Source organism: Rubrimonas cliftonensis, assembly GCF_900107585.1.
In the GTDB taxonomy this organism is placed as follows: domain Bacteria; phylum Pseudomonadota; class Alphaproteobacteria; order Rhodobacterales; family Rhodobacteraceae; genus Rubrimonas; species Rubrimonas cliftonensis.
Genome location: NZ_FNQM01000032.1, coordinates 1 through 25,042 on the forward strand (window position 1 = coordinate 1; position 25,042 = coordinate 25,042).

Genomic DNA, 25,042 nt, shown 5'->3' on the forward strand with positions numbered 1-25,042 from the left:
AGCGCGCTTCTATCAGAAGCAAACAGCGGCGCGTCCGTCTCCGTCAGCGCCGCCGGTGAACGGGCTTATACGCAGATTCGATAACACGCGCAACATACCTCAACAAGGATTTCGGATTTTTTGTGACAGGGCGAGAAATGCGTTTTATGTCAGCGCGTTACGGGCTACCCGAGGTCGATGACGGCACAGGCGCCGCAAGGCCGACCCCGGAAATCGCGGCCATCGCAAAGCGTCTCATATCCGCAGTCTCATGCGGAATCGACGCGCCGGGCTGCGCCGCGGCCCTGACCTTGGGGGAAGGGGGACGCCGCATCCCATGCCGCCCGCGGAACCCGCCTCAAGCAAGGCTTGCGCAGGCTCAGACGTTGCGTGCGGAACTTCGGGCGCATGTCGCCTGACCGACCCGGCCCATGGCGCGCCGGCGACGTCATGGTGCGCAGGATCGTCGAGCGCCCGAGACGCGCTGTCCGGGACGCAAAGTCCGAGACGCGAAGTCCGCGATCCGCTGTCCGCGGCGGCCGAACGCCATCTTGCGCAACGCGGCTGCCGGATAGCGCAGCCGCGCTGTGGTGGCGTATGGACAGGTGCGATAAGACTGCGCGCTCAGGCGCCGGTCGTCTTCGGATCAGCCCCCGGGCCGCCCGGCTGCGCGCAGGACTTCTGGATGCGATCGATGTTCACTGACGCCGCCGGCGGCCGGCATCCCATGTTCCTGATCGGCGGCGGCGAGATGGGCGCGCGCATCCGGTCTTTCGACTGGTCGGCGACGCCGCTGGGCCCCCCCTCGGGCTGGCCCCAGTCGCTGCGTTCCGCCCTGTCGATCTGTCTCAACTCCAGCTTTCCGACGGCCATCTACTGGGGGCCGGAGCTGCGGCTGCTCTACAACGATGCGTGGGCGCCCGTGCCGGCCGGGCGACACCCATGGGCGCTCGGCCGCCGGGGCCGCGAGGTCTGGTCCGACATCTGGGCGATCGTCGGCCCGCAGTTCGAGCGCGTCATGCAGTTGGGCGAAAGCATATCGCTCTTCGACCAGCACCTGCCCATGATCCGCGACGGCCTGCCGCGCGAGACCTACTGGAACTACAGCTTCACGCCGATCCGGGGCGAGGACGGCGCCGTGGCGGGCGTTTTCAACCAGGGCAACGAGACGACCGCCGCCGTGCTGGCCCGCCGCGAGGCCGAGGCGGAGGTCGACCGTCTCGGCCGGCTGTTCGCTCAGGCCCCCGGCGCGGTGGCGATCACGCGCGGGGCCGAGCACGTCTTCGAGATCGTCAACCCGGCCTACGAGGAGCTCGTCGGCCGGACCGATGTCGTCGGCCGTCCCGTGGCCCGGGCGCTGCCGGAAGTCGAGGCGCAGGGCTTCATCGCGCTGCTGGATCAGGTCTACGCCAGCGGCGAGCCCCATGTGGGCCGCGCCGTTCCCGTCCGGCTCAGGCGCGGGGGGCGTGCGCAGGTCGACGACCTGATCGTGGATTTCGTCTTTCAGCCGCTCACCGACAGCGAGGGCGGACGCAGCGGCGTCTTCATCGTCGCGACGGACGTTTCGGACGCCGCGCGGGCGACGGCCGCCCTGCAGGAGAGCGAGGAGTTCAGCCGCAGCATCCTCCAGTCGAGCGCCGACTGCATCATGGTGATCGATCTCGAAGGGGCGGTGCGTTTCGTGAACGAGAGCGGCGCGGCGCTTCTTGAGCTGGGGCCGCGCGACGCGGTCATCGGCGCGCACTGGTCGGAGTTCCTGCCCGCGGAGCTCCGCGAGGAGGCGCGGTCGGCGCTGGAGGCGGCTAGGCTCGGCGGGCTGGGGCGTTTTTCCGGCCGTTCGGTTTCGGCGCGCGGCGTCGCGCGCTGGTGGGAAGTCGTCGTCACGCCGGTCATCGTCGCCGGTAGGGCCCCGACGCGCGTCGTCGCGACCCTGCGCGACGCGACGGACCGCCGCCAGGCTGAGGAGGCGCGCCAGCTCCTGCTGCGCGAACTCGACCATCGCGTGAAGAACCTCTTTGCCGTCGCTTCGGCCATGGTGGCGATGACCGCGCGCGGCGCGACCTCCGTCTCGACGATGAGCGCCGATCTGCGGGGCCGGCTGGGCGCTCTCGCGAAGGCCCACCAACTCATCAGCCCGGCGATCGACGACGAGACCCGCACGATGGAGAAGGCGGATCTCGGCGCCCTGCTGCGGCAGGTGACGGAGCCGCATCTCTACGAGACCGCCGGCGCGCGCACCGTGATCGACGGCCCCGACATCGCCCTCGGCCTGACCAGCGCCACGAGCCTCGCGCTCATCTTCCACGAACTCGCGACCAACGCCGTCAAGTACGGCGCCCTCGCCACGGACGAAGGCGAACTGACGATCAGGTGGACGGTTGCAGGGGAGAACCTTGAGCTGATCTGGGAGGAGCGCGTCCCAGGCCGGAAGATGGCGGCGCCCGGCTCGCAGGGTTTCGGCAGCAGGCTGGCGCGGACGAGCGCCTCCGGACAGCTCGGGGGCGGCATCGACTACGAGTGGCGATCGGAAGGCGTGCGCATCCGCCTCAGGCTGCCGCTCGCGCGGCTCAGCCGCTGAAGCCGCCGTCGCCTCGCCCGAGGGCGGAGCGGCCAGGCCAAGCCAAGCCGCCTCGGCGTCAGCCGCGCCGCGCGATCCAGTCGGCCAGCGGCGGGTGAAGGCCGGCGGAGGATTTCGCCGGCGGCCGGGCGAAGCGGCCCGATCGCGCGCCCTGCGGGGCGGCGCGCGCCAGCGCCTCCGCCAGTCCGACCGCGGCGACGACAGGATCGATGAGCGTGACCGGGGACGCCGGATCGAGCCGGCGGGCCAGCCCCGTCAGCGGCGCGCCCCCGAGGATCACCGCGTCGGCGCCGTCCTCCTGCGCCGCCTGCACGCACAGCTCGCGGATGAGTTCGGCGTGTTCGTCGGCCACCGCATGCACCGGGCCGCCGGGCTCGGATTGCGGGCAGCGCACGCCGGCGAAGCGGCCTGACAGGCCGGCGTCGCGCACGGCGTCCGCGTACCAGGCCCGCATCCGCGCGGTGAAGGTGACGACGCCGAACCGCTCGCCAACCATCGAGGCCGTCAGGAGGGAGGCCTCCGCCAGCCCGACCACCGGCAGGTCGAACAGTTCTCGGGCCGCGTGAAGGCCGGGGTCGCCAAAGGCCGCGATGATCACGGCGTCGGTCTGGCCGACATGGTCGGCGATCATCTCGAGCACGACGCCGCCGGCGATCTGGGCCTCGGCCCGGCTGGAGATGTAGGGAAACCCGCGCGTCGCCGTCAGCGCGCTGATCTCGACGCCGGGCCAGGCGGCGGCGCGCGCGACCGCCTCCATCCGGGCGGTCATCTCCTGCGACATGTTGGGGTTGAGCAGCAGCAGCCTCATGCGAGGGCCTCCGACGCAGGCGCCAGCGCGCGCTCGAACGCCAGCGCCGCCCCCAGAACCTCCCGATCCCGCCCGACCGCGGCGGCGACCTGCAGGCCGAGCGGCAGACCGGACGCGCCGCGCCCGCACGGAATGGATATCGCCGGGCCCATGCCATGATTGAACTGCGCGGTGAAGACCGCGTGATCGCGGGGCCCGGCGGGGCGACCCCCGATCATCGCCGGCCCCAGGCGCTCCAGCGGCCAGGCGGGGCAGGGCGTCGTCGGACAGAGCAGCAGGTCGAAGGCGAGATGGAATTCCGCCAGGGCGTCGCGGATCGCCTGACCGGCCTCGAAGGCCCGCGCCACGGCCGCGCCGGAGAGGCCGAGACCCCGTTCGATCTGCGCCGCAAGGTCCGGATCGAAGACGTCTGGCGTCGCGCGCCAGCGCGCGCCATGGAGCGCCGCAAGGCCGGCATGCTGGATGTCGAGCACAAGTCCCGCGTCCGCGGCCTCCGGCCAGCGCGGCGCCGCCTCGGCGACCTCGAAGCCCGCCGCCTTCAGCGTCTCCACGGCGGCGGCGGTCCGCTCGGCCACGTCGGCGTCGACGGCGGCCTCCAGACCCAGCGTCGGCGCCCAGGCGATGCGCAGCCGCCCCGGATCGCCCGCCCCGCGCAGCGCGACGGCGGAGCACGGATCGCGCGGGTCGAAGCCGGCGAGCGCCTCGAACAGGGCCGCGGCGTCCCCGACGTCGCGCGCCATGGGCGATATGACCGAGACGTTCCAGCACGGCTCGGCGAAACCGGGGCCGTAAGGGATTGCGCCGAGGCTCGGCTTGAAACCGACCAGGCCGCAATGCGCCGCCGGCCTGCGCCCCGATCCGCCCGCGTCCGTCCCGAGCGCCAGCGCGGCCATGCCCGCGCCGAGCGCGGTCGCCGGTCCGCCCGACGAGCCGCCGGGCGTCAGCGCAGGGTCTTCGGGGTGGCGCGTCGGGCCGTGCAGCGGCGTCGTCGTGACACCCTTGCAGGCGAACTCCGAACAGGCCGCCACGCCGACGATCAGCGCGCCGGCCGCGCGGGCGCGCGCCACGGCGACCGCGTCGCGGTCCGGCCGGTGATCGGCGAAGAGGCGCGAGCCCTGCGTGATCCGCCGCCCCTCGATCCAGATGTTGTCCTTCACCGCGAGCGGCGCGCCGGCCAGCGGCGGCCTCTCTCCCGCCGCGAGCCGCCGCGACAGCGCCGCCGCGTCGGCGCGCAGCGCGTCCGCGTCGACATCCGTGAAGGCGCCGAGAGCGGGGTCTCGTTCGGCGATGCGCGCCAGCGCGGCCTCCGCCACCGCCATCGGCGCGAGCGCGCCGGACAGCACCGCAGCCGAAACCGCCCGCGCCGACAGGTCCATCGGGTCGCTCATCCCTGGATCATCCGGTTCAGGCCGACCGTGCGCGAGCCGATGATCAGCGCGATCAGCGCCAGCAGGATCAGCCCGGTGGACATCGCCGCCAGCGACGGGTCCGGCTGCTCCTCCAGATACTGCAGCATCTTGATCGGCAGTGTCTTGTTGCGCGCGTCGGTCAGGAAGATCGAGATCGGGTAGTTGTCCATCGAGGCGAGGAATGCGAACAATCCCGCGGTCAGGAACGCCGGCGCCAGGTTCGGCGCCAGCACCTTGACCACGGCCATCGGCCAGCTGAGGCCGAGCGTGCGCGCCGCGTCGATCAGGCTGAAGTCGAACTGCGTCATCGCCGCGAGCAGCGTCCGCATCACGAAGGGCAGGGTGATCAGGATGTGGCCGAGCAGCAGGCTCCAGTAGGCGTCCCGCAGCCCGACCTCGCGCAGGAACTGCAGCAGCGCCACGCCCACCACAAGGCCCGGCATCATCAGCGGCGAGACCGTGAACGTCGCGATCGCCTCGCGGCCGGGGAAGCGGCCGCGGGCGACGGCGATGGCCGCGGCGGCGCCGACGATCAGGCTGATCGCCGTGGAGACCAGCGCGAGGTTCAGCGACAGCATGACGGCGTCCGCAAGGCCCGAGCGGCGCTGCATCGCCTCGTACCAGCGCAGCGACCAGCCCGGCGGCGGCAGGGAATAGACCGGGGAGTCCGCGAACGACACCGCCACGGTGACGACGAGCGGCGTCATCAGAAACGCCACCGTGAGCGCCGCGACCGCCCAGCTTGCGCCGAGCGCCATGCGGTCGACCCGCGTCATGGGCGCCCGCCCGTCACGCGGGCCGCCAGCCAGCTCGACCCCAGCACGACCGCGATCGCGATCAGCAGCAGGATCGCCGAGATCGTGGCGCCAAGCTGCTCGTCGCGCAGGAACAGGAAGGACCGGGCGATCAGCATCGAGAGCGTCTGCTGGCGTTCGCCCACGATGAGGCTGGGGATGACGTACATCGACACGGAGAGCGAGAAGGTGAAGGCGGCGCCGGCGATGACGCCGGGAAGGGTCAGCGGCAGGGTCACGCGGAAGAAGCGGAAGAAAGGCCCGGCGCCGAGCGTCGCCGCGGCTTCCGGCAGCGCCGGGCTCAGCTGCCGCATCACCGCGTAGATCGGCAGCACCATGAAGGGCAGGAACACGTTGGCGGCGCCGATGATCAGCGCCGTCTCGGTGAACAGCATCCGGATCGGCGCGTCGATCACGCCGAGGCCCATCAGCGCGCCGTTGATGGCGCCGTTGGCGCGGAACAGGATCGACCATGCGAAGGCCTTCACGATCACGCCCACCGAGAGCGGCAGGACCATCGCGACGAGGATCGCCGTCTGCGCCCAGCCGCGCGCCCGCGACAGCGCCAGCGCGGTCGGGTAGGCGAGCGCCAGCGCCAGCAGCGTCGTCAGCGCCGCGACGCGCAGGGTGCGCCACAGCACGCCGCGGTTGAACGGGTCCGCGAAGAACTCGACATAGGCCGCCAGCGACAGCGCCCCCTCCGCGTCGCGCAGGCTCTCCGTCAGCAGCAGCGCCAGCGGCAGGGCGTAGAGCGCGGCGAGATAGAGCAGCCCCGGCGCCGCCAGCAGCGCGATGCGGTTCTCGGCGTTCACAGCGGATACAGCAGCGTGTCGGCGACGCGCCAGCGCAGCGTCACCTCTGCGCCGGGGGCCACGGTCTGCGCCATGCCCGGCAGTTCGCACAGCAGCCGGTCATCCGCCTCGGCCGCGCCGTGGAGGTGGGTGCGCGAGCCGAGCGCCATGACGTCGGCGAGGCGCACCGCGATGCGGTTCTCGTCCGGCGCGGCTTCCGCGTCGGCCAGCGCGATCCGCTCCGGGCGGACGCCGATCAGCACGGGGGCGCCCTCGGCCGGCGCCGTCCCCGGCCGCGGCGCGCGCACGATGCCGTAGGGCGTCTCGATCTCCACCGCCTCGCCGTCGCGCCGCCGCGCCCTGCCGGCGATGCGGGTGGAGAGGCCCACGAAGTCGAGCGCGAAGGGCGTCGCCGGGCGGTCGTAGAGTGCGCCCGGGGCGGCGTACTGCTCGATGCGGCCGGCGTTCATCACCGCAATGCGCGAGGAGACCGCCAGCGCCTCGTCCTGATCATGCGTGACGAAGACGGCGGTGATGGCGCGCGCCCAAAGCAGGGTCTTGAGCTCCACCTGCATCGTCTCGCGCAGCTTGCGGTCAAGCGCGCTGAAGGGTTCGTCGAGAAGCAGGAGGTCGGGCTCCACGACCAGCGCGCGAGCCACGGCGACGCGCTGCTGCTGCCCGCCCGAGAGGGCGGCGACGGCGCGATCCGCGAAGGCGCCCATCCGCACGAGCGCCAGCGCATCGTCGACGCGCGCGCCGATCTCGCGGCCCCGCGCACGCAGACCGAAGGCGACGTTGTCGCGCACGTTCAGGTGCGGGAACAGGGCGTAGTTCTGGAATACGACCGAGACGTTGCGCCGGTGCGCCGGGGTGCGCGTCACGCTCCGGCCGCCGATGGCGATGTCTCCGCCGTCGGCGGAGACGAGCCCGGCGATCAGCCGCAGCAAGGTCGTCTTGCCGCAGCCGGAGGGGCCGAGCAGCGAGACCAGCTCGCCGCGCGAGGCCTCGAAGTCCAGCCGGTCGATCACCTTCTGGCCGCGGTAGCTTTTCGACACCGCGGCCACGTCGAGATGGCGCGCCCCTCCGCCGACCTGCGCGGGGGGCGCGGCGGCGGGCTGCATCAGGCTGCCATCAGCTTGTCGAAACGGTCGATCCAGTCGGCGCGGTTCTTCGAGACGAAGGCCCAGTCCGGCGCGTGGATCGGCACGCCTTCGGGGATGATGGCGCCGGCTTTCACGGTGGTGTTCGCCGGAACCGAGGCGGAGAACTCGGCGACGGCCGCCTGCAGCTCCGGCCCCAGCATCTCGTTGACATAGGCTGCGGCCAGCTCGGGGTTCGGGCCGCCCTTCACGAGGCAGATGCCCGACGGCATGGCGAAGATGCCTTCGGCGGGGGCGGCCAGATCCACGGGCACGCCCTGCGCCTTGCGGGGCAGCGCATAGCTGGAGAAGTTGCCCGAGAGCATGGTGATCTCGCCCTGCTCCAGCAGGTTGAAGGCCTGGCTCATCACCGAATAGGTGGTCAGCACGTTCGGCTTGAGCTGGGCCAGTTTGTCGAAGGCCGCGTCGATCTCGTACTGCGCCTCCGCCATCGGCTTGCCGGTGGCGAGATGCGCGGCCATGAACAGCGTCCACATCCCCTCGGTGTTGCGCAGGCCGGGGATGATCAGCTTCTCCTTGGCTTCCGGCGCCCAGAGCGCGTTCCAGTTCGGCACGCCGCCGGGCAGGAAGTCGGTGTTGTAGGCGACGCCGGCCCAAGGCTGGACATAGTTGCACCACATCCCGTCCATGTGCACCGCGTCAGGGCGCAGATCGACCATGTTCGGGACAAGTTCGGGCGTCGCCGGCGTCAGGAGACCCTCCTCGACGGCGATGATCATCACCGGATCGTCCATCTGGACAACCGAGAGGTAGGGGGCGTCCCGGTTGGACGCCATCTTTTCGAGGTTGACCGTGGACTTCGTGCCTTCGAACAGGATGTCGGCGCCGAGCGTCGCCTTCATGTGCGGCGCGACGACCGCCTCCATCCACGCGGTATGGCTGCCGGCGCAGCCGATGACGATCTCGTTGTCCGCGGCGCGAAGGATCGACGGCGCCGCCAGAAGCCCCGCCCCCGCGAACGCCGTGGTCTTGAGCAGCCGTCTCCGCGTAACGCCCTTGATGGTGGTTTCGGTCATCGTCGCCTCCGCTGTCCGATCGGGGATGGCATTCCATTTCCCGACTTGATGCCAAGCCGCGCCCGCCGCGCGCAAGCGCGACGCCCGTCGATGGTGCTGATTGCGTGAAATTCGAACCCATTGGGCAAGCCATGGGCAGGCCCGCCCAACTTTTGGGCGGCGGTCACGCGAGTGGGTCCGCTCAATCCCTGCTGGATCGTGCGCGCGCCGCCCACCGCAGCGCAGCCCCGGGCGTGGCGTGCCAGCCCCCCAGCGCAGGGAGTACAACGCAAAGCCGCCCGCGCCAGGGCGGCGCGGGCGGCTGAGGCGTCCGGCGCGCCGGACGCAATTCGATCGGCGAACAGGCTCGCGTCAGCCGAACCGGCCGGTGATGTAGTCCTGCGTGCGCTTGTCCGACGGGTTGGAGAAGATCTTCTCGGTATCGTCGTACTCGGGCATGAAGCCGAGATGGAAGAACGCGGTCTTCTGGCTGACGCGCGCCGCCTGCTGCATCGAGTGGGTCACGATGACGACCGAGTAGTTCTCACGCAGTTCGTGGATAAGATCCTCCACCTGCGCCGTCGCGATCGGGTCGAGCGCCGAGCACGGCTCGTCCATCAGCAGAACTTCCGGCGCCGTGGCGATCGCGCGTGCGATGCAGAGCCGCTGCTGCTGCCCGCCCGAGAGGCCCGTGCCGGGGGACTGGAGCCGGTCCTTGACCTCGTTCCACAGCGCCGCCTTGCGCAGCGCGCTCTCCACGATCTCATCGAGTTCCGCCTTCCCGGCGGCGATGCCGTGGATGCGGGGGCCGTAGGCGACGTTGTCGTAGATCGACTTCGGGAACGGGTTCGGCTTCTGAAACACCATGCCGACGCGGGCGCGCAGCTGCACCGGATCGATCCCGGCGTCGTAGATGTCGTCGCCTTCCAGCTCGATCCTGCCGGTCACCTTGCAGATGTCGATCGTGTCGTTCATCCGGTTGATGCAGCGCAGGAAGGTGGACTTGCCGCAGCCCGACGGCCCGATGAAGGCCGTTACGGTTTTGTCCTGGATGTCGATGCTCACATCCTTGATGGCGTGCGTGTCGCCATAGTGGACGTTGACCTTGTCGCACGCGACCTTGATCGCAAGGGCGTTAGTAATGGCGTCTTGCATAGTGGTATACCCCGGGTCGCGCTCAGTAACGGCGTTCGAAACGGCTGCGCAGGAACACCGCGACGGCGTTCATGGCGATGAGGAAGGCCAGAAGGACGAGGATCGCCGCCGAGGTGCGGGCGACAAAACCGCGCTCGGGGCTGTCGGCCCAGATGAAGATCTGCGTCGGCAGGGCCGTGGAGCTGTCGACAAGGCTCGACGGCGCCTCGGTGATGAAGGCGTTCATGCCTATGAGAAGCAGTGGCGCGGTCTCGCCCAGCGCCTGGGCGAGACCGATGATGGTGCCGGTCAGGATCCCCGGCATCGCCAGCGGCAGGACATGCGTCAGGACGACCTGGTGCTTCGACGCGCCGACGCCGAGCGCGGCCTCGCGGATCGACGGCGGCACCGCCTTAAGCGCCGCCCGCGTCGCGATGATGATCGTTGGCAGCGTCATGAGCGCGAGCGTCATGCCACCCACCAGCGGCGCGGAACGCGGCATGCCGAACCAGCCGATGAAGACCGCCAGCGCGAGCAGACCGAAAACGACCGAGGGCACCGCCGCAAGATTGTTGATGTTGATCTCGACGATGTCCGTCAAGCGGTTCTTCGGGGCGAACTCCTCCAGGTAGATGCCCGCCGCGATGCCCGTGGGAAAGCTCAGCACGAAGCAGACGAGCAGGGCGTAGAAGGAGCCCCATATCGCCCCCTGGAGGCCGGCGAGCTCGGGAAAGCGGCTGTCGGCGTTGGTGACCAGCGCCCAGTTGATCGGCAACGAGACGACGTCGCGCGCCTGCAGGGTGTCGAAGAGGGCGATGTCCGCATCCTTCAGCCGGCGCTGGTCCTCGGGCGAGTCCCGATCGACCAGCCCTTTGGCCAACTGGTCATAGGGATCGGAGAGCGGGACGTCGATCGTCACTTCCTGTCCGATCAGGGACGGATCGTTCAGGGCTATCGAGCGCAGGGCGTTCTGCGCCCCGTTGCTGAGGATGCCCACCGCGCTGCGCAGTTCGCCCGGATTGTCGATCCCGGGGAACAGTCCCTGCACGGCGTCCTGGACGATGGCGCGGTAATTGCCGCGCTGGGGGTCTGCCGCGTCGATGTGCTCGGCCGACAGTTCGAACGTGACCGAGGCGTGCGTCTGGCGCAGCGCCTGATATCCGTTCGCGAACAGCGAAACGAGCAGGATCGCCAGCATCAGCACGGCGAAGCCGAGGGCCGCCATTCCGGCGAACTTCAGCCGGAGGTCGCCCGCGTGACGCTTGCGGACGCGCGCCGCAGCCTCGGGGCTCTTCCAGTCGGCGCCCGCGTTGGTCGTGGTCGTGGTCATGCGGCCGCCCTCAATCGTAGAGTTCGCGATACTTGCGGACGACGCGGAGGGCGACGACGTTCAGCGCAAGCGTGACGATGAACAGCATCAGACCCAGCGCAAAGGCCGCGAGCGTCTTGGGATTGTCGAAAGACGTGTCGCCGATCAGCAGCGTCACGATCTGAACCGTCACGGTGGTGACGCTGTCGAGCGGGTTGATCGTCAGGGTGGCGATCAGACCGGCGGCCATCACCACGATCATCGTCTCACCGATGGCGCGGCTGACCGCGAGCAGGACGCCGCCGACGATACCGGGGATCGCCGCGGGAAACAGCACTTTCAGAACCGTCTCGGACTGGGTGGCGCCGAGCGCAAGCGAACCGTCGCGCATGGATCGCGGCACCGCGGTCAACGCGTCGTCCGCGAAGGACGAGATGAACGGGATCAGCATCACGCCCATCACCGAGCCGGCGGCCAGCGCCGTGTTCGGCGAGATCGGCAGGCCGAGCGTGTCGCCGCCGAAGGAGCGCAGCGCGGGCGCGACCACGAGGATGGCGAAGAAGCCGTAGACCACCGTGGGCACGCCCGCGAGCACCTCGAGGATCGGCTTGGCGATCTTCCGCAGCAGGGGCGACGCGAACTCGTTCAGGTAGATGGCCGAGAGCAGACCCACGGGAACGGCGACGAGCAGGGCGATGAACGTGATGACGAGGGTGCCGAGGATGACCGGCAGCCATCCGAACGCGCCGGCGCCGGCGATCTGATCGGGGCGGATCGCGATCTGCGGCTCCCACGCCGTGCCGAACAGGAAGTCGGTGATGGGCACGAGTGCGAAGAACCGCGCCGCCTCGAACACCAGCGACGCCACGATGCCGATCGTGGTGAAGATCGCGATGACCGAGGCGAAGATCATCAGACCCGACAGCACCTTCTCGACGCGCTGGCGTGCGCGGAACTCCGTCGCTACGGAGCGGCGCGCGAGGAATATCCCGCCCGCCAGAATGAAGAGGACGAGCGCGAACATCGCCCAGTCCGATATGCTGTGGAGCGTGTTGTAGTAGGCTGCCGCGTCGCGGACATACTGGGCGGGCTCGCCGAAGATCAGCCCGGATGCAGTCTGCTGGACCTCGGCCATGATCAGCGACAGCTCACCGGCTCCGAGACCCGCCACCGCCTCCGCGGGCAGCGACGCCCGAACCAGGGCGCTCACGAACGAACCCTCGAACATGAGCCAGAGCAGAACGAAGATGAGCGCCGGCAGCCCCGCCAGCGCGAGCGCATAGCCGCCGTGGAACACAGGCAGAGAGTGCAGGCGCGACCCGCCCGCGCGCAGCTCCTGCGCGGCGTTGCGGTTCAGCACAAACCCCACGGCGGACAGGAGCAGGATGAGCAGAAATGTGTAGCCGACCATGTATATGCTCACGCCCCTCAACGATACGACGCGCCGACCGCGCAATGCGGCCGGCGCGATAACGGTTTACTTCAGGCGATCAGCTGCCCGGACGCTCCATGGACACGGAGCTCAGCACCGTCTTCTGGACCGTCTCAAGCCGGCTCTCCGGCAGGGACACGAGGCCGCGCTCGGTGAGGTAGCCGCCCTGGCCGATGGCCGCCTCGGACACGAACTCGCCGATGAAGTCGCTCATGCCGGGGATCACGCCGCGGTGCGCGTTCTTGATGTAGAAGTAGAGCGGGCGCGCGATCGGGTAGGAGAAGTCGGCGATGGTGTCGGCCGACGGCAGGATGCCGTTGATAGCGGCGCCGGCCAGCGTGTCCTGGTTCTCGAACAGGAACGAGTAGCCGAAGATGCCCAGCGCGTTCGGGTCGGCGTTGAGGCGCTGCACGATCAGGTTGTCGTTCTCGCCGGCTTCGACGAACGGGCCGTCCTGGCGCATGCGCGAGCAGTTCTCGCTCACCCACTTGCCGTCGAAGCCGCCGTTCTTGACGAAGTCGAGCTCTTCGCAGCCGGCGTGCATCGCCAGCTCGACGAAGGCGTCGCGGGTGCCGGAGGTCGGCGGCGGGCCGAACACGGTGATCTCGACGTCGGGCAGCGACGCGTCGATCTCGGACCACTTCTTGTAGGGGTTCGCGGCCCACGCGCCGTCGACCGGCACCTCGGCGGAGAGGCCGAGGAAGAGCTGCTCGAGAGAGAAGTTGAAGCCAGCGGGCGACTGGCGCGAGTGCGCGATCGAGAGGCCGTCGTAGCCGATCAGCGCCTCGGTGATGTCGGTCACGCCGTTGGACTGGCAGAGATCGAACTCGGAGGCCTTCATTGCGCGCGAGGCGCCGGTCATGTCGGCGTGATCGACGCCCACGCCGCCGCAGAAGATCTGCATGCCGCCGCCGGTGCCGGTCGACTCGACGACCGGGGACGCCGCGCCGGTGGAGTTCGCGAACTCTTCAGCCACGGCCTGGCTGTAGGGGAACACGGTCGAGGAGCCGACGACGCGGATCTGGTCGCGGGCGGTCGCGGCTCCGGCGACGAGCGCCGCGACGGCCGCGAGGATGATGCTGCTTTTCATGGCGGGGAACTTCCCTGAGTTGTTCTCGGTGATGTGCACCTAGCAGCGGCTTAAGATTCTTGGGCAAAGCTTTCATGATGTATTTGCGACGATTGAGTGACGGTCGCCGCAACGCGCCCGGGGGGCTTGCGGCGCAACAGGAAACGCCGCTTCGCCCGCCGCCCCGCCTCGTCCCCCCTGCCGCGACGGCGACGGCGCCGCGCAGAAGGCCGCCATCGGCCGCTCAGGCGCGCGACGATTCGCGGACGCCGCGGCGTGGGCGGCCCGCGCGGAGGTCATCCGAAGGGCGCCGCCGGCGCGACATTCTCCGGCGCGACATTCTCCGGCGCGACGGCAACGGCCTTCACGATGGCGTAGAGACGCCGCCCCTCCTCGACGCCGAGCGCCTTGGCCGAACGCCGCGTGACGCGCGCCAGCAGCCGGTCCGGCCCCAGCGACAACTGCGCGATGACGCCGGGTCCGCGGCCCTCGCGCACCGCCGCGACCGTCGCCGGAAGAACATTCAGCGCGGAGATGAGGCCCGGCGGCTCGGGCGCGAGGATCACGTCATGCGCCTGGATGCGGATGCGGACCGTCGCGCCGACCGGCGCGGCGACATGCGGCACGAACAGCGCGCCGGCGGAGATCGCGATCTCACTGATGCCGTCGGCGTCATGGCGAACCACGACGCCGGTGAGCATCGCGCCCGCCTCGCGCACGCCGAGGATCGTCGCGGCGGACAGGCTCGTGAGGACGTCGGCGGCGGGACCGGCCTCCACGACGCGGCCCTCGTCCAGCAGGACGACGGTCGTCGCAAGCCGCGCCACTTCGGCCGCCGAGTGACTGACATAGAGAATCGGCGCCACGGCGGCGTCGCGCAGGCGCTCCAGATACGGCAGCAGCTCCGCCTTGCGCGCCTCGTCGAGCGCGGCGAAGGGTTCGTCCATCAGCAGCAGCCTTGGCGCCGCCAGCAGGGCGCGGCCGATGGCGACACGGCTCTTCTCGCCGCCCGACAGCCGCCCCGGACGGCGGTCGAGCAGATGACCGATCCCGAGCATGTCCACCACGGCGTCCATGTCGGGCCCGCGCGCCGCCCTCGGCGCGAACCAGCGTCCGTAGCGCAGGTTATGCCGCACGCTAAGATGGGGAAAGAGCCGCGCATCCTGAAAGACATAGCCGACCCGGCGACGGTGCGGCGGCAGGAACACGCCGCGCGCGTCGTCATGGAGCGTCGCGCCGTCCGCGACGATCCGGCCGGACTGCGGACGCAGAAGCCCCGCCAGAGCGTTGACGACGGTCGTCTTGCCCGAGCCGGAGCGGCCGAACAGCGCCGTGACCCCCGCCGGCGCAGCGAACGCGACGTCCAGCGAAAAGGCCGGGAAGCTGTGGCGGATGTCGACCTCCAGCATCGGCGTCAGCCGCCGCCGGCGCGCGCGGCGACGCGCCGCCCGACGAACTCCGAGAGCAGGAGCGCCGCCATCGCCAGCGCCACCGAGACCAGCACGAGCCGACCGGCCGGCCCCTCGCCGCCCGGAACCTGGAGAAAGGCGTAGATCGCCGAGGGGATCGTCCGCGTCTCGCCGGGGATGTTGGAGACGAAGGTGATGGTGGCGCCGAACTCGCCCATCGCCTTGGCGAAGGCGAGGATGGCGCCGGCGACGACGCCTGGCGCGATCAGCGGCAGCGTGACGGTGAGAAACACCCAGAACCGGCTTGCCCCCAGTGTGCCGGCGGCCTCTTCCAGCCGCGGGTCGACCGCCTCGATCGAGAGGCGGATGGCCCGCACCATCAGCGGGAAGGCCATGACGCCAGCGGCCAGCGCCGCGCCGGTCCAGCGAAACGCCACCGTCACGCCCATCTCGGCGAGCAGGCCGCCGACCGGGCCGCGGACGCCGAAGGTCAGCAGCAGCAGGTAGCCGGTTACGACCGGCGGCAGGATCAGGGGCAGGTGGACCAGGCCGTTGAGAAGCTGCCTGCCCGGAAAGGACCATCGCGCCAGCGCATGGGCCGTCAGCACGCCGAGCGGCAGGCTCGCCGCGACGGCCCAGAACGACACCTGCGCCGACAGCGCGACCGCCGCCCATTCCTCGGGGCCGAGCCAGCCCACCCGGCTAGTCCGCGATCACGGCGAAGCCCTGGCGCTCGAACGCGGCCCGCGCCTCGGGCCCGCGCAGATAGGCGAGAAAGACCGTCGCGGCGGGGTTCGCGCGCCCCGCAACGGCCGCGGCGGGATAGACGATCGGCGGATGGCTGTCGGCGGGAAAGGCGCCGACGACGCTGACCGCGTCCTCCGCAGCGGCGTCGGTGGCGTAGACCACGCCGTAGGGGGCCTCTCCGGCGGCCACCAGCGCAAGGGCGGCGCGCACGTTGTCGGTCTGGGCGACCCGGGCCTCGACGGCGCTCCAGAGGCCGAGGCTCTCAAGCGCGGCCTTGCCGTAGATCCCGGCCGGCACCGCATCGACCAGCGCCATGGCGAGACGGCCGTCGCCCAAAAGCCCCGCGAGGTCGGTGTCGGGACCGATCTCGAGCGGCGCCGCGCCCCGCCCGTGCGTGATCAGCACGATGGCGTTGCCGACAAGGTCGAAACGGCTGCCCGGCTCGATCAACCCGTCTTTCTCCAGCGCGTCCATCCACGCCGTGCTGGCGGAGATGAAGACGTCGGCGGGGGCGCCCTGCTGGATCTGCCGCGCGAGCGCCGACGAGCCGGCGAGCGAGGCGGCGACCTCAAGGCCGGTCTCCACCTCAAAGCCCGCCTCGATCTCGGCCAGCGCGTCGGCGAGGCTCGCCGCGGCGAAGACCGTCACCCGCTCGGCGAGCGCCGGAGCCGAGAGCAGCGTCAAGGCGGCGACGACGGCCGCGCCTGGCAGGCTGGGGTGCTTCATGTCGCGCCTTCGGTCGATATGTCTCATCAAACCTATCCGGAAGCCCGCCCTCCGACGCAAGCGTTATTTCCGTTCAGCGCTATCGGCGCGCAGGCGGCGCAGCGCGGCGACCTCGGCGGCGGACGCGCGCGCCGCCTTCGCCTGAAGCCTGCGGTAATGCGAGAGCGCGGTCTCGCCGAGCGCCGTGAGCGCGGCGCCGCCGAAGCCCGCGCCGCCGCGCCGGCTCTCGACCACCGGCTCGGCGAAGGTGGCGTTCAGCGTCTCCACCAGCGTCCAGGCGCGCTTGTAGCTCATGCCGAGCCGCCGCCCGGCTTCGGCGATGCTGCCGGTCTCCCGGATCGCCTCGAGCAGATCGGCCTTTCCGGGGCCGATCATCTCCCCGTCCTCGAACACGAGGCGGATGCGAAGGCCGGGCGGCCGGGCGTTCCGTGGGCTGGCGCGCGTCATCCAGCGACAGTGCGGCATCCGGCGGTTTGCGCCAAGTGGCGCGTTCATTCCCAGCCACGTCACGTGGACCGAACATGCCATGCCAACACATCACTGCCACGGCGTCTCTAGCCGATCGCCAGCAGCGTGCGCTCCAGCCCCAGCCGCATGTGGGCCTCCAGATGCGTCAGCATCGCGTCGAGTGATCTGATCCTGATCTGATCCCACGGAACTGGACCGCTTTCGGATGGAGTTTTCCGCGGCCCCGCCCCCGGCCGGGCAGGAGCGGAAGCACATGAGAGCGAGCCAGTTTTCGGACGCCCAGAAGACGTTCATTCCCAAGCAGGGCGACGACGGCGCGCCGGTGGCGGATATCTGTCGCAAGGCCGGGATCAGCCAGGCCACCTACTTCAACTGGCGCAAGAAGTTCGCCTGTCTGCCGCCCACCGAGATCACGCGGTTGAAGCAACTCGGGGATGAGAACGCCCGGCTGAGAAGGCTCGTGGCCGACCTGTCGCTCGACAAGGAAATGCTGCAGGACGTCGTTCGCCGAAAGCTCTGAAGCCTGCCCGAAAGCGCGAGCTGGTGGACGGGATCCGCCGGGAGTGGGGCGTGTCGATCCGCCGGGCGTGCGACGCCCTTGAGCTGGATCGCTCGACGCACCACCACCGGTCCCGCCGCCCCGGACAGGCCCCGCTGGAGAGCCGCATCAGGGAGACCTGCGAGACGCGGGAGCGCTACGGCGCGCGACGCGTCCATGTGCTGTTGCGCCGGGAGGTCTGGAGGGTCAATCACAAGAAAACACGGCGCGTCTACAATGAGTAAGGCATGCGGATGCGGAAAAAGGCCCGAAGCGGCGGGTGAAGGCCAAGCTGCGCGAGGACCGCAGTGTCGCCGTTGCGGCCACCGAAACCTGGGCGATGGACTTCGTTCACGACCAGCTCTCAACCGGCAGGAAGCTGCGCGCGCTGACGATCATCGACCCCGCCGGTCCGGCGCTAGTGGTCGAGTTCACCCTGCGCGCCGCGCCCTTCATGGTGCTGAACGCGCCCGTTGGCGGCGCGCCGTCGCCCGCCGTGTCGAGCTCGGCGCTGACCGAAACCGACCGGCTCTGGGCTGCGCTGATCGACCGCTTCGGCGTGTTCTGGCAGATCATAGCCGAGGCGCTGCCGCGACTGATGGACGGCCGCAATCCAGCGGCCGCCGCCCGCGTGCACCCCGCGCTGATGACAATGGGAAAGCTCGACGTGGCCGCGCTGGAAGCCGCCCATGCCGGCGACTGAGCAATTGTCCGCCACATGTCCGCACACTCAGGGAGACCGACCATGACCTATGTCGACAGTTTCGTGCTCGCAGTGCCGACCGAGGGTCGCGACGCCTATTTGCGCCACGCACAGCGGGCCGCGGCCATGTTCCAGGAGCACGGCGCGCTGCGCGTGGTGGAGACCTGGGGCGACGACGTGCCCGAAGGCAGACGCACCGACTTCCGCCGCGCCATCGCGCTGGAGCCCGGCGAGACAGTGGTGGTCGGCTGGATCGAGTGGCCGGACAAGGCCGCGCGCGACGCCGCCTGGCCAAAGATCGTGGCCGATCCGCGCATGGCCGACGGTCCGATGCCCTTCGACGGCAAGCGCATGATCCATGGCGGCTTCGAGACGCTGCTCGACGCGCGCGCAGGCGCCCAGCTGTGACCGCCCCAGCGACGCCGCTGATGAACCTCGACCCGATAGTGTTCGAGGACGTGGAGGAGAACGGCCCCTGCAACTCCAAGCGCGGCTTCAGCAACGAGAAGATCGACGCGCGCCAGCTCGGCTACAAGGTGACCGTGCTGCCGCCCGGCAAGGCGCAATGCCCGTTCCACAACCACCGCGCTAAGGAACAGATGCTCCTGATCCTCGATGGCGAGGGCGAACTGCGCTCCGGCGACCGCCGCTACCCGCTGCGCCGCCACAACGTCATCTCCTGCCCGGCCGGCGGGCCGGAGGTTGCGCACCAGATCCGCAACACCGGCGCGACCGAACTGCGCTACCTCGCGCTGTCCACGCTCGCGCCGGTCGAGGTGTGCGAGTATCCCGACTCGGGCAAGCTCTCGATCTACGTTGAGGGCGCGACCGCGCGCTGCGCAAGGTGCTCCGCGCCGAGGTCGTGGCCGATTACTATGGCCGCGAGCCCGGCGCCGCTCAGGAACCGTCGCCATGATCCGTGAGGTCTTCGCCTACCTTCGCGCCAGCCCCGCCGCCGAGGCGGTCGCGTTCTACGCCCGCGCCTTCGGGGCGGTGGAGAAGTTCCGCCTCACCGCCCCGGACGGCCGCATCGGCCACGTCGAGCTGCTGTTCAGCCCGGCCACCATCATGCTGTCCGACCCATTCCCCGAGTTCGACATCCGGGGCCCGGAGGGCGGCGGCGCGACCATCCACCTCGACGTCGCCGACGCCGTGATCGCGCAGGCCGTGGCCGCCGGCGCGACGCTGGTCCGTCCGGCGGCGGAGCAGTTCTACGGCGAGCGCACGGGAACGGTGCGCGACCCCTTCGGACACGAGTGGATGATCGGCCACGCGATCGAGCAGGTAGAGCCTGCCGAGATGCAGCGCCGCCATGACTCCCTGAGCGGAAACTGGGGCCATGCCCGCAACTCGTCACCGAAGCTGACCGGCGGCTCACCGACCCTCCGCGCCAAATCCGCGACCGTCGGTTTCAGGGATGAACCTCCGGGCCGGCCCGTCACTTCATCGCGCGGGTACGACGGTGGGCTCGTCGGGGTAGCTTGCGCAGGCTGAGCCGTTCTCCGCCGACTTTTGGCAATGGGCGTTGAAGATACCCCAGACAAAGTCGATCTGCGTCGCGGCGATGCTTGGCCCTCCCGGCCGGTAGAACCAAGCAAACTCCGGCGCGCCCATCGCCACCTGCTGGTAGCCCAGCAGGTTCGGCCGCCAGGTCGCGCCGACGCCCTGCACGCCGGCCGCCCCGTTCAGGTCCACGGAGGCCTGGCTGTGGCATGTCGTGCAGGAGGCGGAGTTCACGAACCCCCCCTCCGTCACCGTGGCTCCCATGCCGGTGGGGACGCCCGCGGCGGTCGTGAAGGTCGTCTGCGTCCCTTTCAGCCGGTAATTCATCCAGGCCGGATCGTCGGCTGAAATCGCGGTCGGGTCAGGATCCGTCGCCGCGGTCCCGACCCCCATGCCGCGGAGCAGCGCCGCGAGTTCAGGCGTGATCGTCTCGCCCGTCACCGCCGGATCATAGACCTCGCCGGCCACGAACAGCGGATCGTTCTGATCGATCTTGTCATCGTTCAGTTCGATCATCGGTGGAATGAAATGGGCTCCAAAATCCGCTCCTGCCTGCGTCCGGCCATTCACCGAGTAACCGAAGCTGTCATTGCAGCCGATGTAGTCGCAGCGACCGCGATTGGAGACGTGCTCGATCGCATACCAGTGCCAGATCGGCAGGGCCTTGGACGCGTTGGTCATTGCGACGAGGTAGTAGAGCCCCGGAACGGACCCCTCGGAGCCGTCGCCCTCGATCCACACCGTCAGATAGGGAAAGTTCGGGTCATTCGGCGGGTTGAGCGCCGCGCCGGCGGCGTCCGTGCGCTGGATCAGCCCCTGGTCGAGCATGATCTGCTGGTGAAGGAAATCGGCCTTCACCATCACCGCGTCGGCCGGGAAGCGCACGGTCAGGGCCTGGGCGCGGCCGAGGTCGCCGTTCGCGAGGGCCGCGTTCTGCGCCCTGTTGCGGGCGCCGAGGCCCTCCTTAGAATAGAGATCCTGACGGTAGATGTAGTCGATCATCGTCTTGTTGCGGAAGACGAGCTCGAGCTCGAGATCGCGCAGCAGGCGGCCGGGGTCGATCCTGTCGGCGAACTCGAGGCCGCCATGGTTGATGACGCCGGACGCCGGCGAGCCGTTCGGCCTCGCCGGCAGCGGACTGGGCCGGGCGTAGTCGGCGCGGTTCACGGGGCAACCCGCCGGCGGCGCCGCGGTCGGGTCGATCGGCGCGTCCGGATCGCAACATCCGGTCCGAACCTCGGAACTGCAGAGAGGCAAGGGCATAGCAGGCCAGACCGTCTGGTCGATCCCCCAGTTCCAGAAGCCCTGCGACACAGCCTCCGCCATTTGCGCCCAGGCGAAGGCGTCCGGACAGGCGCCGGGCGCGTTGGCGGCCGTCGCGCCGGAAAAGAGCGGGCGGCCCTCCACCACAGAGAGCGCGCAGGATGGGTCGTCCTGAACGAAGCTGCGAAAAAGCATGAGTTTCTGGAGCGCATTCGCCTCCAGATCCTGCTGCGCCGATGCAGTGAACGGCGTCAGGCTCGCCGCAAGCAGCACCGTCGTCGCGAAGCGGTTCATTCCCGCATCCTCCCTGACACAAACCCCGTGCGTCGCGTACCTCGCAGGTTGCGGGACACGCATCGCCGCCGCAACCTTTACTTGTACTGATCGTGGAGTGGACCGGCGCGACGTCGGGGCCCCGTTCGCCCTGCAAGTACCAATGACTTGTGGCGCTGATCGGAGTTGGGAACTCGCGCCGATCCGCAGATGAGCGAACCCGTGGCCCTCTCGGAGACACAGAGGTCAGAAGCTGATGAAACACCTGCCGCTCGGGCGGACGGCTGTCCACCGCGCTCGGTCGGCAGCCCTGCGACCGGCCGGAACACCAAGGTCCACCAGCCGCCCGGCGACCGGCTGGAACCGGGAGACTGCATTCATTCGGGGGCGACGGGACCAAGCAATATCGTCGTTTAATCTACAGAGCGGCGGCGCGCGCTGCCGCCACGTCGCCGACCAGGGTGGCGACGAAGCGCCGGTCGGCCGTGACAAGGGTGGCGTCCACGCGTTCCGCCAGGCTCAGATAGCTGCAGTCATGCACGGGATGCCGGAGGCGGATCGCCATGGCAAGCGCCGCGCGTTCGAGGTCCTCGTCGGTTTCCGTGATGCGGAGTGGCGCGTCCTGAAACAGCGCGAACGCCTCGGCAGCCGCGGTCGCGGAGAACTCGCCACGGCGCTCGAGCGTGGCGAGGGTATTGGCGACCTCGGCCCTGATCAGCCGCGGCGCGAACAGCTCTTCGGTCCGCAGCGAAGCGGCGCGAACCGATCCGTGCTCGGGGATGAGCCACTTTACGGCGACGGATGCATCGACGACGACCTCTACTCGACGTCGCGACCGCGGTCGGCGCGGATGATGGCGGTCGTGTCGGACACCGTACCGAGCTGCGCGCGCAACTGCTCGGCGCGCTCGAAGAGACTCCCGCTGTCGCGCGATCCCTTCAGCGCTTGGCGCAGGATCAACCGATGCTCGGCCTCGGAAGAGCGACCAGCCTCTGCGGCTCGGGCCTTCAGGGCGAGGACGAGATCGTCGTCGATGTTGCGAACGGTCAACTGGGCCATCACGACCTACTATAGCGGCTGCAGGCAAAACGCAGGCGCTTCTTCCCGATTTCAAGGTTGCTCTCGCGACGCGCCTGTCGTCCCGCCGCAAGCGGGAGACGTCGGCCAGGCTCGCCGGGCTTTGCGGCTTGATGCGATGACCCCCTGAATCGGGTCGTAGGATTGCCCGAATAGCGATCCAGCCGCCGGGGCGAACGACCGGAATTCGCTGCCGGGGCCAAATCCGCGACCTTTGCGGGAGGTTCGGTCGAAAAACAGCTCCACAGCGTGCGATCACGAGCGCCTCGCGCATTTGTCAACCGCCGTACTGAAACTTAGGTGTGATCTGCGACGAACTCCCGTGGCATCCAACCTGGAGAAGCGTCCATGATCGACCGTCGCCGCATTCTCGGCCTCGCGGCCGCCCTCATCGCCCTGCCGGCTCTCGCCGCCGAGCCGCCAGCCCAGTCGTTCGACCAGGCGGCCTTCGACGCCGCGCTGGCCGAGGGCCGCCCCGTCCTCGTCGAGATCAGCGCGCCCTGGTGCCCGGTCTGCAGGGCCCAGAAGGCGATCCTTGCCGACCTTTTCGCGCAGGAGCGCTTCGCCGACATGCTGTTGCTTGAGGTCGACTTCGACAGCCGCAAGGACGTGGTGCGCGCACTCGGCGCGCAGAAGCAGAGCACGCTGATCGTGTACGGGGCCGGCGCCGAGATCGGCCGCAGCGTCGGCGACTCCAATCCCGAGAGCGTCGCGGCGCTTCTAGCGAAGGCGCTCTGACGCGATGGCGAGCGAGATCCTGTTCGGGGCGGCGGCGGGGGTGCTCTCGACACTCTCGCCCTGCGTGCTGCCGCTGATCCCCATCGTGCTCGGCGCTGCGGCAGCCGAGCATCGCTGGGGCCCGGCGGCGCTGGCGGCGGGGCTCGCCATCTCGTTTACGGCCGTCGGCCTTTTCGTCGCGACGGTGGGTTTCGCGATGGGACTGGACGCCGGCGTGTTCCGCGCCTTGGGCGGAACCATGCTCGCGGCGCTCGGGCTGGTGCTGCTGGTCCCGGCGCTCCAGACCCGCGTCGCCGCGGCGGCGGGGCCGGTGGGCGGCTGGACGGAACAGCGCTTCGGCGGCTTCTCGACCAGCGGACTGCATGGTCAGGCGGCGGTGGGGCTTCTCCTCGGCCTCGTCTGGGCCCCCTGCGTCGGGCCGACGCTTGGGGCTGCGTCGCTGATGGCGGCGCGGGGCGAGAACCTCGGGGAGGTCGGCCTGACGATGCTCGCCTTCGGCGTGGGCGCAGCCGCGCCGCTGCTGCTGCTTGGCTCCTTGTCGCGCGAGGCGCTCGGGCGCTGGCGGCGACGGCTGATGGCGGCAGGCTCGGGTGGCAAGCAGGCGATGGGGGCGCTGCTGCTCGCAGTTGGCTTGCTGATCCTGTCGGGCCTGGACAAGCGCGCCGAGGCCTGGCTGGTCGAAGCGTCGCCCGAGTGGCTCACGCGACTGACGACTGCGATCTGAGCCGCGGGCGGCGCCGATGCGTCGCCCTTGCCGCAGCCGGAGCTGTCGGGCCGGCATGGCGCGCCTGCTTCTCCTGCGCCGGGCAGTTCTTCACGGTGGCGAGCGCGGGCGAGCCCGGCGGCTGGCGAAAAGCTCGCTTTGCCGGCCTCGGCGCCGACCAGCGCGCCGCCGCTCCGAAACCGCGGCCGAAGGTGTGGGCATTCCGGCATGCGTGTCCGCCCGTCGGCGACACCGTCATCGAGCTCCGCGCGGCGTCAACGAACGACCCGTCGTCACCCTCGGGCGGACAACCCGCCGAAAATCGATCAGGTAGGGCGACATCTCGCAAATCTCGGTGTCGCCTTGCGCCGTCAGTTGCGCCTCCGGTGACAGGCCGGTCGCGCCACTCCGTTTGTTCACTTCGCCTCACGTTCCCGCAATAGCGGGGCGGGCCAGGTAACGGGCGCTGCGCTGAGGCGAAGAGACTGGACGGCGTGGCGTCGAACCGCGCCGCGCCGCGTCCCTATGGGCCGGCGGCAACTTCGACAGGAGAGACCATCATGCGCTTCCCGACTCACCTCCGCAGCCTCGCGCTGGCTTTCGTCCTCGTTGCGCCGCTTTCGGCGCAGGCAGCCGACGAGCACTTTCTCGCCGACGGAGTGGCGGCTGCCGGCCACGACGTCGTGGCCTTCCACACCAAGGGCATGGCCAAGCCTGGCGACGCCGCCTTCTCCGCGACCTATCAGGACGTCACCTGGCTCTTCTCCTCCGCCGAGAACCGCGACCTCTTCGCCGCCGATCCTGTGAAGTACGCCCCTGCGTTCGGCGGCTGGTGCACAGTTGGCGCATCCAAAGGCAAGAAGATCGCGATCGACCCGCAGTTCTTCGCCGTGGTGGAAGGCCAGCTCTATCTGAACAGCTCCAAGGGCGCGCACGAGAACGTGTTCCTGCAGAATGTCGAGGGCACGATCCGTGCCGGCGAGCACAACTGGAGCCGCATTTTCGCGACCGAGCAGTCGGGGCTCTAAGCAGTTTCGGGCGGGGACGCGCGGGAACAACCCGCGCTCCCGCCCGTCGACCGCGTCCTGGCCTGGGCGGAGGTGGGCGCCCCAGGGCCCAAGTCGCGAGAAATCTGCCTCTCATGCGGCCGCCACTCTGGGGAGGGCCTGCCGGCCGCGCGAGCGGCCGAAGCCATTAACCGGCGGCCTTCCCGGTGAGGCGGTCGACCGAGGTTGATCACACGCCCGCCGTCTGGGCGAACGGCCGTCCACAGGGGCTCCGGCAGTCGTGCCGCGACCAGCCGGAACCCCTCTGAAGCGGTCGCTCGTCAGTGGAACCGCACAGCGGGACAGCAGCGGACCGCGCGGATCACGGATGTCGACGTCGCGCGCCGCGGGCGGCGTCCTTTTCATTCAACGTAACGTTTCCGCGCCGTG

At 69.9% G+C, this 25,042-nt stretch carries 24 protein-coding genes and 1 pseudogene; 8 read left to right on the plus strand and 17 right to left on the minus strand.

Translation table 11 applies throughout. The features are described 5' to 3' along the window. The first annotated feature begins 673 nt into the window (after positions 1–673). On the plus strand, positions 674–2,557 hold the full coding sequence (locus tag BLW43_RS20820; RefSeq protein WP_245731154.1) for a sensor histidine kinase: 1,884 nt from the start codon (positions 674–676) through the stop codon (positions 2,555–2,557). Positions 2,558–2,615: 58 nt separating this feature from the next. Here the strand turns inward: BLW43_RS20820 and BLW43_RS20825 are convergent, their stop codons facing one another. From BLW43_RS20825 to BLW43_RS20890, 14 genes are all read right to left on the minus strand, one after another. Then, the gene (locus BLW43_RS20825) at positions 2,616–3,365 is read right to left on the minus strand and encodes an aspartate/glutamate racemase family protein (protein WP_093256434.1); all 750 of its coding nucleotides are present in this window, start codon (positions 3,363–3,365) and stop codon (positions 2,616–2,618) included. Continuing rightward, positions 3,362–4,753: an amidase gene (locus BLW43_RS20830; RefSeq protein WP_093256436.1), complete on the minus strand. Its 1,392-nt coding sequence runs from the start codon at positions 4,751–4,753 to the stop codon at positions 3,362–3,364. Before BLW43_RS20830 ends, BLW43_RS20825 begins: the two co-directional genes overlap by 4 nt. Further along, the gene (locus BLW43_RS20835) at positions 4,750–5,550 is read right to left on the minus strand and encodes an ABC transporter permease (protein WP_093256438.1); all 801 of its coding nucleotides are present in this window, start codon (positions 5,548–5,550) and stop codon (positions 4,750–4,752) included. The genes BLW43_RS20830 and BLW43_RS20835 overlap by 4 nt, the downstream gene beginning before the upstream one ends. Continuing rightward, complete coding sequence (locus BLW43_RS20840; protein ID WP_093256440.1) at positions 5,547–6,380, minus strand: ABC transporter permease; 834 nt, start codon at positions 6,378–6,380, stop codon at positions 5,547–5,549. The genes BLW43_RS20835 and BLW43_RS20840 overlap by 4 nt, the downstream gene beginning before the upstream one ends. Continuing rightward, positions 6,377–7,480 (minus strand): ABC transporter ATP-binding protein, encoded by a 1,104-nt coding sequence (locus tag BLW43_RS20845; RefSeq protein WP_093256442.1) that lies wholly within the window; start codon positions 7,478–7,480, stop codon positions 6,377–6,379. The genes BLW43_RS20840 and BLW43_RS20845 overlap by 4 nt, the downstream gene beginning before the upstream one ends. Beyond that, positions 7,480–8,535, minus strand: coding sequence for an extracellular solute-binding protein (locus BLW43_RS20850; RefSeq protein ID WP_093256444.1), 1,056 nt, complete (start codon positions 8,533–8,535; stop codon positions 7,480–7,482). Before BLW43_RS20850 ends, BLW43_RS20845 begins: the two co-directional genes overlap by 1 nt. Positions 8,536–8,886: 351 nt before the next feature. Further along, complete coding sequence (gene pstB / locus BLW43_RS20855) at positions 8,887–9,669, minus strand: phosphate ABC transporter ATP-binding protein PstB (protein WP_093256446.1); 783 nt, start codon at positions 9,667–9,669, stop codon at positions 8,887–8,889. A 22-nt stretch (positions 9,670–9,691) separates the two neighbouring features. Further along, on the minus strand, positions 9,692–10,978 hold the full coding sequence (gene pstA / locus BLW43_RS20860; RefSeq protein WP_093256448.1) for a phosphate ABC transporter permease PstA: 1,287 nt from the start codon (positions 10,976–10,978) through the stop codon (positions 9,692–9,694). A 10-nt stretch (positions 10,979–10,988) separates the two neighbouring features. Then, entirely contained in the window at positions 10,989–12,368 is a 1,380-nt protein-coding gene (gene pstC / locus BLW43_RS20865; RefSeq protein ID WP_093256449.1) for a phosphate ABC transporter permease subunit PstC, read from the minus strand. A gap of 79 nt (positions 12,369–12,447) precedes the next feature. Beyond that, positions 12,448–13,479, minus strand: coding sequence for a substrate-binding domain-containing protein (locus BLW43_RS20870; RefSeq protein WP_093256465.1), 1,032 nt, complete (start codon positions 13,477–13,479; stop codon positions 12,448–12,450). Between the two features lie 275 nt (positions 13,480–13,754). Then, positions 13,755–14,867 (minus strand): molybdenum ABC transporter ATP-binding protein, encoded by a 1,113-nt coding sequence (modC, locus tag BLW43_RS20875; protein WP_093256451.1) that lies wholly within the window; start codon positions 14,865–14,867, stop codon positions 13,755–13,757. Between the two features lie 5 nt (positions 14,868–14,872). Then, positions 14,873–15,565 carry a molybdate ABC transporter permease subunit gene (gene modB, locus BLW43_RS20880; RefSeq protein ID WP_093256452.1) on the minus strand — a complete coding sequence of 231 codons (693 nt, stop codon included), beginning with the start codon at positions 15,563–15,565 and terminating at the stop codon, positions 14,873–14,875. A gap of 4 nt (positions 15,566–15,569) precedes the next feature. Next, positions 15,570–16,367, minus strand: coding sequence for a molybdate ABC transporter substrate-binding protein (modA, locus tag BLW43_RS20885; protein WP_245731155.1), 798 nt, complete (start codon positions 16,365–16,367; stop codon positions 15,570–15,572). 36 nt (positions 16,368–16,403) lie between these two features. After that, positions 16,404–16,715 carry a winged helix-turn-helix domain-containing protein gene (locus BLW43_RS20890; RefSeq protein ID WP_217632267.1) on the minus strand — a complete coding sequence of 104 codons (312 nt, stop codon included), beginning with the start codon at positions 16,713–16,715 and terminating at the stop codon, positions 16,404–16,406. A 346-nt stretch (positions 16,716–17,061) separates the two neighbouring features. Here BLW43_RS20890 and BLW43_RS24455 point away from each other — a divergent pair. The 4 genes and pseudogenes from BLW43_RS24455 to BLW43_RS20910 form a co-directional block, all read left to right on the plus strand. After that, positions 17,062–17,749: pseudogene (locus BLW43_RS24455) on the plus strand (transposase); the annotation flags it as partial. A gap of 342 nt (positions 17,750–18,091) precedes the next feature. Then, complete coding sequence (locus tag BLW43_RS20900; protein WP_093256457.1) at positions 18,092–18,457, plus strand: DUF1428 domain-containing protein; 366 nt, start codon at positions 18,092–18,094, stop codon at positions 18,455–18,457. Further along, positions 18,454–18,972, plus strand: a complete 519-nt coding sequence (locus BLW43_RS20905) for a cupin domain-containing protein (RefSeq protein ID WP_217632271.1) — start codon at positions 18,454–18,456, stop codon at positions 18,970–18,972. The genes BLW43_RS20900 and BLW43_RS20905 overlap by 4 nt, the downstream gene beginning before the upstream one ends. After that, on the plus strand, positions 18,962–19,543 hold the full coding sequence (locus tag BLW43_RS20910) for a VOC family protein (RefSeq protein WP_175479038.1): 582 nt from the start codon (positions 18,962–18,964) through the stop codon (positions 19,541–19,543). Before BLW43_RS20905 ends, BLW43_RS20910 begins: the two co-directional genes overlap by 11 nt. Here BLW43_RS20910 and BLW43_RS20915 read toward each other — a convergent pair. The 3 genes from BLW43_RS20915 to BLW43_RS20925 form a co-directional block, all read right to left on the minus strand. Next, positions 19,493–21,109: a hypothetical protein gene (locus tag BLW43_RS20915; RefSeq protein WP_093256458.1), complete on the minus strand. Its 1,617-nt coding sequence runs from the start codon at positions 21,107–21,109 to the stop codon at positions 19,493–19,495. The two genes, BLW43_RS20910 and BLW43_RS20915, sit on opposite strands and share 51 nt — an antisense overlap. 397 nt (positions 21,110–21,506) lie before the next feature. Then, positions 21,507–22,022, minus strand: a complete 516-nt coding sequence (locus tag BLW43_RS20920; RefSeq protein ID WP_093256467.1) for a type II toxin-antitoxin system VapC family toxin — start codon at positions 22,020–22,022, stop codon at positions 21,507–21,509. Then, the gene (locus BLW43_RS20925) at positions 21,908–22,147 is read right to left on the minus strand and encodes a FitA-like ribbon-helix-helix domain-containing protein (RefSeq protein WP_093256469.1); all 240 of its coding nucleotides are present in this window, start codon (positions 22,145–22,147) and stop codon (positions 21,908–21,910) included. Before BLW43_RS20925 ends, BLW43_RS20920 begins: the two co-directional genes overlap by 115 nt. A gap of 366 nt (positions 22,148–22,513) precedes the next feature. On the opposite strand from BLW43_RS20925, the gene BLW43_RS20930 reads away from it, so the two are divergent. The 3 genes from BLW43_RS20930 to BLW43_RS20940 all read left to right on the plus strand — a co-directional run bounded on the left by BLW43_RS20930 (position 22,514) and on the right by BLW43_RS20940 (position 24,634). Continuing rightward, positions 22,514–22,903, plus strand: a complete 390-nt coding sequence (locus BLW43_RS20930; RefSeq protein WP_093256459.1) for a thioredoxin family protein — start codon at positions 22,514–22,516, stop codon at positions 22,901–22,903. Positions 22,904–22,907: 4 nt separating this feature from the next. Further along, the gene (locus BLW43_RS20935; RefSeq protein WP_093256460.1) at positions 22,908–23,627 is read left to right on the plus strand and encodes a cytochrome c biogenesis CcdA family protein; all 720 of its coding nucleotides are present in this window, start codon (positions 22,908–22,910) and stop codon (positions 23,625–23,627) included. Positions 23,628–24,166: 539 nt separating this feature from the next. Then, positions 24,167–24,634: a YHS domain-containing (seleno)protein gene (locus BLW43_RS20940; RefSeq protein ID WP_093256462.1), complete on the plus strand. Its 468-nt coding sequence runs from the start codon at positions 24,167–24,169 to the stop codon at positions 24,632–24,634. Positions 24,635–25,042: the final 408 nt, after the last annotated feature.